This window comes from Desmospora profundinema (assembly GCF_031454155.1).
Classification (GTDB): Bacteria; Bacillota; Bacilli; order Thermoactinomycetales; family DSM-45169; genus Desmospora; species Desmospora profundinema.
Genome location: NZ_JAVDQG010000003.1, coordinates 531,862 through 542,699 on the forward strand (window position 1 = coordinate 531,862; position 10,838 = coordinate 542,699).

At 53.0% G+C, this 10,838-nt stretch carries 8 protein-coding genes and 1 pseudogene; 7 read left to right on the forward strand and 2 right to left on the reverse strand.

What is annotated here, in order from left to right:
• Nucleotides 1-110 precede the first annotated feature (110 nt).
• The 5 genes from cyoE to JOE21_RS08975 are packed head-to-tail and all read left to right on the forward strand — an operon-like array spanning nucleotide 111 to nucleotide 5,600.
• Nucleotides 111-1,031 carry a heme o synthase gene (gene cyoE / locus JOE21_RS08955; RefSeq protein WP_309864921.1) on the forward strand — a complete coding sequence of 307 codons (921 nt, stop codon included), beginning with the start codon at nucleotides 111-113 and terminating at the stop codon, nucleotides 1,029-1,031.
• Between the two features lie 27 nt (nucleotides 1,032-1,058).
• A complete protein-coding gene (coxB, locus tag JOE21_RS08960) occupies nucleotides 1,059-2,075 on the forward strand; it encodes a cytochrome c oxidase subunit II (protein WP_309864922.1) in 1,017 nt (338 codons plus the stop codon).
• Nucleotides 2,076-2,106: 31 nt separating this feature from the next.
• Nucleotides 2,107-4,017, forward strand: coding sequence for a cytochrome c oxidase subunit I (gene ctaD, locus JOE21_RS08965; protein ID WP_309864925.1), 1,911 nt, complete (start codon nucleotides 2,107-2,109; stop codon nucleotides 4,015-4,017).
• Nucleotides 4,014-4,637 carry a cytochrome (ubi)quinol oxidase subunit III gene (locus JOE21_RS08970; RefSeq protein WP_309864928.1) on the forward strand — a complete coding sequence of 208 codons (624 nt, stop codon included), beginning with the start codon at nucleotides 4,014-4,016 and terminating at the stop codon, nucleotides 4,635-4,637. The genes ctaD and JOE21_RS08970 overlap by 4 nt, the downstream gene beginning before the upstream one ends.
• Nucleotides 4,638-4,652: 15 nt before the next feature.
• Complete coding sequence (locus JOE21_RS08975) at nucleotides 4,653-5,600, forward strand: cytochrome c oxidase assembly protein (protein WP_309864931.1); 948 nt, start codon at nucleotides 4,653-4,655, stop codon at nucleotides 5,598-5,600.
• Nucleotides 5,601-6,082: 482 nt separating this feature from the next.
• On the opposite strand, the gene JOE21_RS08980 is transcribed toward JOE21_RS08975, so the two are convergent.
• Both JOE21_RS08980 and JOE21_RS08985 read right to left on the reverse strand, forming a co-directional pair.
• Nucleotides 6,083-6,475, reverse strand: coding sequence for a globin domain-containing protein (locus JOE21_RS08980; protein ID WP_309864933.1), 393 nt, complete (start codon nucleotides 6,473-6,475; stop codon nucleotides 6,083-6,085).
• A 15-nt stretch (nucleotides 6,476-6,490) separates the two neighbouring features.
• Nucleotides 6,491-7,777 (reverse strand): glutamate-1-semialdehyde 2,1-aminomutase, encoded by a 1,287-nt coding sequence (locus tag JOE21_RS08985; protein ID WP_309864938.1) that lies wholly within the window; start codon nucleotides 7,775-7,777, stop codon nucleotides 6,491-6,493.
• Between the two features lie 502 nt (nucleotides 7,778-8,279).
• Between JOE21_RS08985 and JOE21_RS08990 the strand changes: the two genes are divergently transcribed.
• Together JOE21_RS08990 and JOE21_RS08995 are read left to right on the forward strand one after the other, a co-directional pair.
• Nucleotides 8,280-9,230 carry a DUF1835 domain-containing protein gene (locus JOE21_RS08990; protein WP_309864940.1) on the forward strand — a complete coding sequence of 317 codons (951 nt, stop codon included), beginning with the start codon at nucleotides 8,280-8,282 and terminating at the stop codon, nucleotides 9,228-9,230.
• 181 nt (nucleotides 9,231-9,411) lie between these two features.
• A pseudogene (locus JOE21_RS08995) lies at nucleotides 9,412-10,838 on the forward strand (cell envelope integrity protein TolA); the annotation flags it as partial.

Consider the following 10,838-nt stretch of genomic DNA (forward strand, 5'->3'; position numbering starts at 1 on the left):
TACCCTTTCCTTTCGGAAGGATATGGATGACTCCACCTAGGGGACTGCAAATAGAGACTGTAAGGTAGAGGATTTCTACATAAATCGATTCCAGAGAGGAGAGCGTTCGTTTGGATCACGGAACGGAAATCGGGAAGGAAGTGCTTGGGAGATCACGGATCCAAACCGTCTCCCCTCCCCTGTGGAAGGACTATCTGAGTTTGATGAAACCAGGTATCACGTTGTCCAACCTGATTGCGACGGTGGCCGGTTTTCGACTGGCTGCCGGTGGATGGGGGCAGCCGGGTACATTTTTTTGGACGTTGGCAGGGACTTTCTTGGTAGTGGCGGGTGGATGTGTTTGGAATAACGTGTACGACCGTGATATCGATCCATGGATGTCCCGAACCCGTACACGTCCGATTCCCGCTGGCCGGATCTCGTGGAGGAGCGCCCGTTGGATCGGGTGGGGTTTTTCTTTGCTGGGACTGATCATCCTGCTTAGGTGTGTCAACGTTCTCTCCGCCGTTTGGGGTGCGGTGGGAGTAGGATGGTATGTCTTTGTCTATACCGCTTGGTTCAAAAGAAAATCCCCTTGGAACACGGTTATCGGCGGTGTTGCAGGTGCTGTCCCCCCTGTGATCGGGTGGACGGCGGTGACCGGAGAGATGGGGTGGCCGGCTTGGGTGCTGTTTTTTATCTTGTTTTTCTGGCAACCCCCTCATTTTTATGCGCTGGCACTGTTGAAGGAAGCGGAATATCGCAAGGCGGGCATTCCCATGTGGCCGGTGGTGCGGGGATGGAGGGAAACATGGGAGCAGATGGCGGCTTGCGCCTGGGTGCTTCTCCCGATTTCAGGGTTGCTTCCTTTGCTGGGGTACGTGTCGTGGGAGTACCTGTGGGTAGTGATACCGCTGGGATTCGCTTTTGGTGGTTGGATAGGGGCGGGACGATGGGTATATAAGCGGGATCGCTGGGCCCGTCAGGTTTTCCGATTGTCTCTGGTATATCTGTTGGGATGGATGGCGGCGGTCATTCACTTTGCTGGATAAAGAGTAACGGAGGGTGGGGGTGATGGCATGGGTGGGAAAAGCGGTTTGAGGCACTGGTTCGTCTGGCTGACACTCATCTTGGTGTCCGCCGGCTGCACCAATCCATCGATGTCCGTGCTGGATCCGGCTGGTCCGGTGGGTCGTGAGCAGTTAAAGCTGATCTACCTCAGTACCGGTATCATGACCTTGGTGGTCTTGGTGGTGGCGGTACTTTATATCTATATCGTGATCCGCTACCGGGAGAGACCCGGCCAAGAGGGTGAGATTCCGGAACAAGTGGAAGGAAACAAAAAGCTGGAAGTGTTGTGGACAGTCGTTCCCATCATCCTGCTGGTGATCCTGGCTGTCCCTACGATTGCGACCACTTTTAACATCAATGAAAAGCCGGATCCAGCCGAGTCCATCCGTGTCAATGTGATCGGATATCAATACTGGTGGGGGTTTGAATATCCGGAGTTTGGAGTGAATACCGCGAATGAAGTCCATATTCCCACCGGGAAAAAGATCGAATTCATTTTAAGAGCCCATGACGTTATCCATGCTTTTTGGGTGCCTAGCTTGGGCGGAAAAGAAGACTTGAATCCCGAGCGCAACACCCGTCTCGTCCTGCAGGCGGACAAGCCCGGCATTTATGAAGGCAAATGTGCGGAGTTGTGCGGTGCCGCTCACGCGCTTATGAATTTTCGTGTCATCGCCCATCCCCCTGAGGAGTTTAACGAGTGGATCGCTTCCCAAAAAAGCCCGGATTCCACTCCGCAAAGTGATAGGGGCAGGGAAGGGCAGAGGCTGGTGGGGCAAAACTGTATCGGTTGCCATGCCGTCGAGAACGCCGGATATCCCGTCCAGGGGAGTACAGGTCCCACGCTGAACGCATTTAGTAAACGGACGCGGATTGCTGGTGTAATCGACAACAACCGGGAGAATCTGACCACATGGATGGTGGATCCCCAAGGGGTCAAACCTGGCAATCGGATGCCGGCTTTTGATCATTTAACAGAGGAGCAGATCGATGCGATCGTGCAGTACCTCTTGGAATTGAAATGACGCACCGTGTTCTGCGAGGAGGGAATACTATATGGCCACACTGATTATATTGATCGTCGTTGCCTTATTCCTGGCGGCAATTTTGACCGGAGGCTACAACGAACAATACTTGGACCGGGTGAAACAGAACTGGTTATGGGATTGGATCACAACGGTGGATCACAAGAAGATTGGGATTCTCTATTTGATCGGTGGTGGACTCTTCTTTGCCATCGCAGGGCTGGAATCCCTGTTGATTCGGATTCAACTGATGTTTCCCAACAATAAATTCATCTTGGGTGATGTTTTTAATCAGCTGCTGACCATGCACGGTACCACAATGATTTTCTTGGTGGCGCTCCCGGTCCTATTCGGTCTGATGAATGTGATTGTGCCCTTGCAAATCGGAGCCCGAGATGTGGCTTTTCCTTTTCTTAATTCCCTCGGCTTTTGGCTGTATTTTGCCGGAGGGCTGCTGCTCAATATCAGCTGGATCTTCGGCGGAGCGCCTGATGCCGGGTGGACGAGTTATGCCACTTTGGCGCTCAATGATTTTAGTCCCGGACCGGGTGTCAATTATTATGTGCTGGGATTGCAAATTGCCGGGATTGGGACCTTGATCAGCGGAATCAACTTCCTGGTGACCATCATCAATATGCGGGCACCGGGTATGACGTATCTGCGCCTGCCGCTGTTTACTTGGACGACGTTTGTGACATCGGCTTTGATCTTGTTCGCTTTTCCGCCATTGACTGCCGGATTATTTATGATGATGTTTGACCGTCTGTTTGAGACCAATTTTTTTGCCACTAACGGAGGCGGTAATGCAACAGTGTGGCAGCACATTTTTTGGATTTTCGGCCATCCGGAGGTGTATATCCTGGTGCTGCCCGCGTTTGGCGTGTTTTCGGATGTGATCAGCACCTTTTCCAAAAAGCGTCTGTTTGGTTATCACTCCATGGTGTTTGCGGTGGTCTTAATCGGATTTCTCGGATTTATGGTATGGGTGCACCATATGTTTACCGTCGGACTGGGTCCCATCGCCAACACGATCTTTGCGGTGGCCACCATGGCCATCGCGGTTCCCACCGGGATTAAGGTGTTTAACTGGCTTTTCACCATGTTGGGCGGCCGTATTCGATTTACTACGGCGATGCTGTTTGCAACGGGTTTTATCGTAGCGTTTGTCATGGGTGGGGTGACTGGCGTCATGCTGGCCGTCGTGCCGGCTGATCTTCAATTTCACGATACTTATTTTGTGGTCGCTCACTTCCATTATGTAATCATTGGGGGCGTCGTGCTGGGCTTCTTTTCCGGATTTTACTACTGGTGGCCCAAGATTTTCGGCACCTTTTTGGATGAAAAATGGGGTAAGTGGCATTTCTGGCTTTTTTACTTAGGCTTTCACCTTACTTTTTTCCCGCAGCACTTCTTGGGATTGTTCGGGATGCCTCGGCGTGTTTTCACCTATGAGGCGGGATACGGTTTGGAGCTGAACAATCTTCTGAGCACCTTGGGTACGTTCCTGATGACGGCGGGAGTTTTCTGCTTGGTGTTTAATGTGCTGCGTACTGTAATCAAGGGACAACAGGCCCCAGGGGATCCGTGGGATGGCCGTACATTGGAATGGTCGATTTCTTCCCCGCCCCCGGAGTACAACTTTGCTCAGGTCCCCCAAATCCGGGGCTTGGATGCCTGGTGGTTGGAAAAGCAGGAAGGAAACGACCGCATGCCGCCGGCGGAACCGTTGGGGCCGATTCACATGCCCTCTCCCAACTACCTGCCGTTCGTTATGACTCTGGGTTTTTTCATCTCTGGACTCGGCTTTGTTTTTCACAGCATCGAGGTGGGCTTCCTGGGGTTGGCGGTTGTAATCGTTACCTTATATGTCCGCTCCTTTGAGGAGGATCACGGCTACCACCTCCATCCAAAGGAGTTGGAAGAAGGGGTGAACGGATCATGAAGATTGAAGAGAAGACGGCATCAGTGGCTGGTCTTCCTGCGGAACCGGAAAGGGCCACGCTGGAAGGGAAAAACAAGATTCTTGGTTTTTGGTTGTTCCTCGGTGCGGAAACGACTCTCTTTGCGACGATGTTCGGCACTTACCTGGCTTTAAAAGGAGAGACCCTAGATGGGCCCACTCCCCCTGAGATATTTGTAATGCCTGTGGTGGCGTTGGCTACTGTGGTCCTGCTCACCAGCAGCTTGACCAGTGTGTTTGCCATCATGGCCATGCACCAAAATGATGTAAAGAAGATGATTCGTTGGTTTGGATTGACGATTTTGCTGGGGGCTGTTTTTCTCGGAGTGGAGATCTATGAGTTTATTGAATATACGCACCTGGGGCACACCCTGACCAGCAGTGCTTTTGGGTCCTCGTTTTACCTGCTGTTGGGTACACACGGAAGCCACGTGTTATATGGGGTGTGTTGGATCATCGGTTTGATGATCCAGGCACGCCATAAAGGGATTACGGTTCACACGGCACCGAAATTTTACGTTGCCAGTCTGTACTGGCACTTTGTCGATGTGGTATGGGTATTCATCTTCACGGTCGTATACCTGATGGGAATGATGGCATAAGAGGGGAAGATACGGATGGAGGTTCTTTGGAAGCAGTTCTTTGTTCCCCAGTTGTGGAATGGAGGACTCAATCTGTTGGTGTTGGTGGTGGCAGCTCTCTACTTGTCTGCTACCGGCCGTTGGCGATCGCGTTTCCATGGCTCATCACGGGTGGCCCCTTCACGGAAGATCCTTTTTTTGGGGGGGCTGCTCCTGTTCTACTTGGCTTTGGGAAGCCCATTGGCATGGATCGGTCATGAATTGTTCAGCGTCCATATGTTTCAGCAATCCATCCTTTATCTGGTGGTTCCGCCACTTCTTATCCGTGGGATTCCCGATTGGCTGTGGCAGGTGATATGGGGGTGGAAAGGGCTGGACCGATTCCTCCGTTTTGGAACCAAGCCCCTCATCGCTCTGGTATGGTTTAACGGCCTGTTTTCCATCTACCATATTCCGGCCGTCTTTGATGCGTTGATGGGAACCCATTCGCTTCAGTGGTCGGCCCACTTTGTATTGATGGCGGCGGCGGGCTTGATGTGGTGGCCGGTTTTGTCTCCCTTGCCGGAGTACACGCTCCTTACCCCCCTGCGCAAGATGGCCTATATTGCAGCTGCAGGTGTGCTGCTGACTCCCGCTTGCGCCTTGATCATTTTTGCCGACCATGTGCTGTTCGCCTCCTATACCGGTGGAGAGAGCGTACTATCGATGATGGATCCGAGGGACGATCAACAAATGGGCGGCGTGATTATGAAGATCATGCAGGAGGGAATCTACGGGGGTATGCTGGGTTATGTATTCATCAAGTGGATCAGGCGGGATAGAGATATCTACGGAGTGCCGGACAATCGGGAAGTTCCGTCTCCGGTACGGCGTGGGGAGCTGGTTCACAACGTTTCACCCCGATCTTCGGTGGAGGAGGCGGAAAAGGGGATGGGGGGAGTGCCTTACGAACGGGACGTCTCCCGCAGTTCGGGTTCTACATAGGAGTGATGGGCTTTGACACTCCCCATGCGTAAACGCAGGGGATTCTTGGGTAATCTCCAGTAACCCGGAGAAATTTACCAAGCGAACCCCGTGAGCCCCACGGTTAAAAAGAGTGTAGTTGCCATGTCTTACGTTTGGAATGACTGCTTGGTTTTCGCATTTCATTCCAACAATTGAGGTACGCATAGCATTTTACGTGCAAGACGATTGGCTTGCACAACCCCATATGCTATCCACTTTTCAAGGAGCAACTACTCTTCATTGTATCCATAGAACGTATGTTTGTAAATGACTTTTCAGAATTTGTCGTTCTTAGCATCCCCACAAGGGGGATACCGAACGATGCTCGCTTTCATCCCCATAGCTGAAGCCAGGGGTTTTCCCGCTCGCAAAGAATATAACCACAGCATTTGCTGACAACGAAAGAACCGCCCAAGGAGGCGGTTCTTTCGTTGAGTGTGGGATGACGGGCGGTAAAAGAGCTATTCCCCTTCTTTTCCCGGTTGGTTTACCATATGAGCGGCGGTGAAATAGAGCCGGCTCCACATTTCATCTCGCAACTCCCCTTTGATTCCGGCTTCGTCCAGAGCTTCCGACATGCACCGGAGCCAGGCTTCTGCTCGTTTCGGAGTGATGGGGAAGGGAAGGTGGCGTGCCCGCAGCCGGGGATGGCCGTGTACACGGCTGTACAAGGCGGGGCCGCCGAAGAATTGCGTCAGAAACTGCCGCTGCTTTTCCATCACCGGTTCGATGTCTTTAGGAAACAGCGGTGCCAGGAGAGGGTCTTGCTGCACCCGCGGATAAAACGATTCCACGATCTTACGGATGGTTTCCTCTCCTCCCATCCGTTGGTACAGACTAGCTGTCGGGTCCATTACACAACCTCCAGATCAGAGCTGGGAAAAAGCGGTTTTTACGGCTTCCAGCGTGTGGTCGATGTCTTCATCCGAGTGAGCGGTTGTTAAAAACCAGGCTTCGTATTTGGACGGGGCCAGATAAACCCCCTGATTCAGCATGGCCCGGAAAAAACGGCCGAACTGTTCACCATCAGCGGCTTTTGCCCCTTCATAATCAGTCACCGGATGATCGGTGAAATAGAGGGTGAGAGCTCCTCGGGTCCGATTTACCTGAATGGGCATGCCTGCCCGCTGGGCCATGGTGCGTATGCCTTCTTCCAAACGGCGCCCCTTGCGGTCCAATTCCGTATAGACATCCGGTTGGGAGAGTGCTTCCAAGCATGCGATTCCCGCCGAGATGGAGAGAGGGTTTCCCGCCATGGTGCCCGCTTGGTAGGTGGGTCCCATGGGCGCCACCTGTTCCATGATTTCCCGTCTTCCTCCGTAGGCACCGATGGGCAGGCCGCCGCCGATAATTTTTCCGAGGGCTGTCAGATCGGGCTCTACTCCATACCAGGTTTGAACACCGCCATAGTGAAAGCGGAAAGCGGTGATGACCTCATCATAAATAACCAAAGCGCCGGCATCATGAGCCAGCTGATTGATCGTTTCCAAAAAGCCCGGTTTGGGCTCCACGATCCCGAAGTTTCCCACTAACGGCTCCACCAAAACCGCAGCCACCTGCTCTCCCCAGCGGTTCAGGGCTTCCTTTAACCCTGCTGCATCGTTAAATGGGACCGTGATGACTTCACTGGCCAAACTTTGGGGGATTCCGGCGCTGTCGGGAGTGCCCAAGGTGGACGGTCCGGATCCGGCGGCCACCAGCACCAGATCGGAATGGCCATGGTAGCATCCCGCGAATTTGATTACTTTATCCCGCCCGGTGTATGCCCGGGCAAGGCGAATGGTACTCATGACTGCTTCTGTGCCGCTGTTGACGAAGCGGAGTTGTTGGCAGGAAGGGATCGCCTCCCGTAATAGACGTCCAAACCGTAGCTCTTTCTCTGTCGGCGCTCCGTATAACACCCCGTCGGCGGCTGCTTTTTGAATGGTTTGAGTGACATGGGGATGGGCATGTCCCAGGATGATGGGGCCGAAAGCGGCCAGGTAATCGATATAACGGTTGTCGTCTTCATCCCAAAAATAAGCACCCTGTGCCCGTTTCATATAGAGAGGGTGGTCCAGCCCTACAGCTCGAAAAGATCGGGAAGGGCTGTTTACCCCACCGACGATGACATCCAACGCTTCTTTATGTAAGGCAGAAGAGCGGCTTTGCTTCATAAGTTCCTCCTGTGGGCGATAAAGGTTTTCATGTTTTCTATTCTATCGGGGGAACCGGTGGTGGAGCAAGGAACATTGTCTGTTAAGGCCTGTTAAGTCATTTAATTTCTGTGAGTAGAGGGGGGCGGTACGGTCCTTGCTTCGCCTTTGCACTCACAGAGCACAAGTCGCGCCTGGGTCACTCGCTATGTGCGCTTTTTTGCAACGAAACGAAGACGGGTACCGACCAGGGATCTCGTCCTACGGATTGTTCAGACACGCCTTAATACTACAGTTGTACTTAAAGAGCAGGTGCAGATGTGAGAAGGGAGGGTGGTGGGATGGCTGCGATCCTTTGCGCTTTTTGCAAGAGATCGAAGACAGCCCGCCAGCCCGATCAATCCACACTCATATACACGTTTAGTACAAATGCAACTGTAGTACTAATCGAATGGGTGGCGTCTTCCGTATGAATATGTCATGCTGGAAGGTGACAATTTGATCGGAACAAGGGGGAACTGGCGTGATCCATATCGTCAACGGAGAGGAATGGGGAGAGCGGTTGCGCACATGGACCCGGATCGAGGGAGAAGTATTTGTCTGGCGGGAAATGATGGATTTTGGTCCGTTTTCCCGGGATTGGACGATAGAAGAGCGGATCCGGCATCGGGCCGCTTTTTTTGAAGAACGGATCGGCTTTCCGCGTGAACAGATGGAGATGATCTGTCGTTATCAGGAACAACGGTTGGAGCGGATTCCGCCTTCCACTTCCGTTGCGTTATGGTATAATTCGGACCGCTATGATCAGTTGACGTTGTTATACCTGGCGGTTCGTATTCGTCAATTGGGATTAAAATCAGTTTTTTTGGTGGAAGTGCCGCAACGGACAACCGTCACCGAAGCAGATTTGAATCAACTCTGGGATGGGCGCTGGCCCATGGAGGAAAGGGAGTTGGAGAGGGCGGAGGGTGCATGGGATGCCTTTGTTTCTCCTACGCCAATCGCAGTACATCGTTGGTTGCGAGAGGAGCTGTTTTTGTTTCATCTCCATGATGCCTTCCGCTGTCATTTGGAATACCTTCCATCTGAAAGAAACGGATTAAACCGGGTGGAGGAACAAGCTCTCCGTCTGGTGCAGGAAGGGTATGACGATTTTTATGAAATATTCCAAAGAGTAGCTGCGGAGCGTCCGAGGGATGGATTAACCGATGTTCATTTTGCAGCTATATTAAATGAACTGACTGCTTCCGAAGGGCGGCCCCTACTCGATACGAACTGGAAAGAGGGGTCGAGTCCGGATCGCACGATCACCGACGGTCCCATTCGACTGACATCAGAAGGAGAGGCCGTGCTGGCGGGAGAAGTGGACCGCGTGGATATATTGGGAATGGATTGGTGGTGGGGAGGAACCCGGTTGGTCCACGGTCGTTGGCGTTTAAATGCCGAAGGGACGCCGGTGGAATGGAAGGGGTAAATAAGCCAGCCGTATCATCCAAGGTGGGGGGCGGTCTTTGTCGAATAAACGGGAATAAATGTGTATTTACGCGGAATGTGTCTGTACGCTTGTGGAAGCCTGTGGTATTCTGAAAATGATGTTCTTTGACCAATCAAAGGAAATTGGGAATGGTTGAAATAGAGAAGTGGGGGAGAGGACGTTGTCGTTTTTTACAGTCGGGGAACGATACCGGGACCAATACCAGATCGAAACCGTCGAACCCTTTTTCCAGGGGGAATGGGCAACGGCGACGGTGGGTGGGGAGAAGGTCTACCTGCAACACACCCAACTGCAAAAGCCGGCGCCGCCCCGGGCAATCCAACAGTATCTCTCTTTGAAAAACCATCCGCTCATCCTCCCATATACCCAGGTGTTTTCGGAAGAGCGGTCATTGGTTTTTATCCGGCCTTATGTCGCGTACCGGGAACGGTTGAATGAAACCGTGGCTCGCGGCGGTGTGGATGAAGATACGATTTTGGAGTGGGTGCGCACCCTGTTTCCTGTGGAAGACGTGTTGAAAGAAAAACCGTTACGGATGTACACACTGCTCCATCCGTCCAATATCGGAATGACAGAAGAGGGGCAACTTCAGATTCTTTTCTGTGGCGTGGACGGACGAACGCTGCCGGACCCGGTCATTGATTGGGGAAATCTTTTGTATATGTTATTCACCGGACACATGTTGGATGAGCCAATTAAAAAGCTGCCTCCGGAAACAAATTTCCCGAAGCCATTGGGAAGGTTTATCCAGCGCAGTTTTAACCGGCCGTCGCGATATGTGTCGTCCCAATTGGAAACTTACTTAAAACGACGGGATTCCAAAGGAGTATTGGATCACTTATTGCGCCGTTCGGGTGTCAAAAAAGAGGCATCCTCCGCTCCACCGATGCAGGTGGAGCCTTCCTCATCGGAAGCTGTAAAAAAGCAGGATCAGACCCAGTCGGAGTCACAAGCGGATATCCCTCCGGTGCCCTCTTACCATCCGGATCCCCCCTCTCACTCCTCCAGTGTTTTGCAACAGCGGCTTGAACAAGCCCGAAAGGCAAAGCTGGAAGCGGAACAGAGAGAGCGTGAACGCCTGAAGCGGCAAGAGGAATCGGGGGAAACGAAAGAACAGGCTCAGGAAGAGGCGGAACACCAAGCACGCTTGAAAGCGGAACAAATTGTACGCAAACGCCTGGAGCGTGAAGCGGCAAAACGGGCAGAAGCCGAGCGCCGGACTCAGGAAGAGGCGGAGCGCCAAGCACGCCTGGAACGCGAACGCCTGGAGCGAAAAGCGGCAGAGCAAGCAGAAGCCGAACGCCGTGCCCAAGAAGAAGCGGAGCGCCAAGCACGTCTGGAAGCGGAGCAGATGGAGCGCGAACACCTGGAGCGAAAAGCGGCAGAGCAAGCAGAAGCCGAACGCCGGACTCAGGAAGAGGCGGAGCGCCAAGCACGCCTGGAAGCGGAGCAGATGGAGCGCGAACACCTGGAGCGAAAAGCGGAAGAGCAGGCAGAAGCCGAACGCCGTGCCCAAGAAGAAGCGGAGCGCCAAGCACGTCTGGAAGCGGAGCAGATGGAGCGCGAACACCTGGAGCGAAAAGCGGC

Excerpts from the sequence above, each read along its gene's own strand:
- coxB (WP_309864922.1), top strand. The coding sequence starts at position 1,059 with ATGGGTGGGAAAAGCGGTTTGAGGCACTGGTTCGTCTGGCTGACACTC.
- ctaD (WP_309864925.1), top strand. The coding sequence starts at position 2,107 with ATGGCCACACTGATTATATTGATCGTCGTTGCCTTATTCCTGGCGGCA.
- JOE21_RS08970 (WP_309864928.1), top strand. The coding sequence starts at position 4,014 with ATGAAGATTGAAGAGAAGACGGCATCAGTGGCTGGTCTTCCTGCGGAA.
- JOE21_RS08975 (WP_309864931.1), top strand. The coding sequence starts at position 4,653 with ATGGAGGTTCTTTGGAAGCAGTTCTTTGTTCCCCAGTTGTGGAATGGA.
- JOE21_RS08980 (WP_309864933.1), bottom strand. The coding sequence starts at position 6,475 with ATGGACCCGACAGCTAGTCTGTACCAACGGATGGGAGGAGAGGAAACC.
- JOE21_RS08985 (WP_309864938.1), bottom strand. The coding sequence starts at position 7,777 with ATGAAGCAAAGCCGCTCTTCTGCCTTACATAAAGAAGCGTTGGATGTC.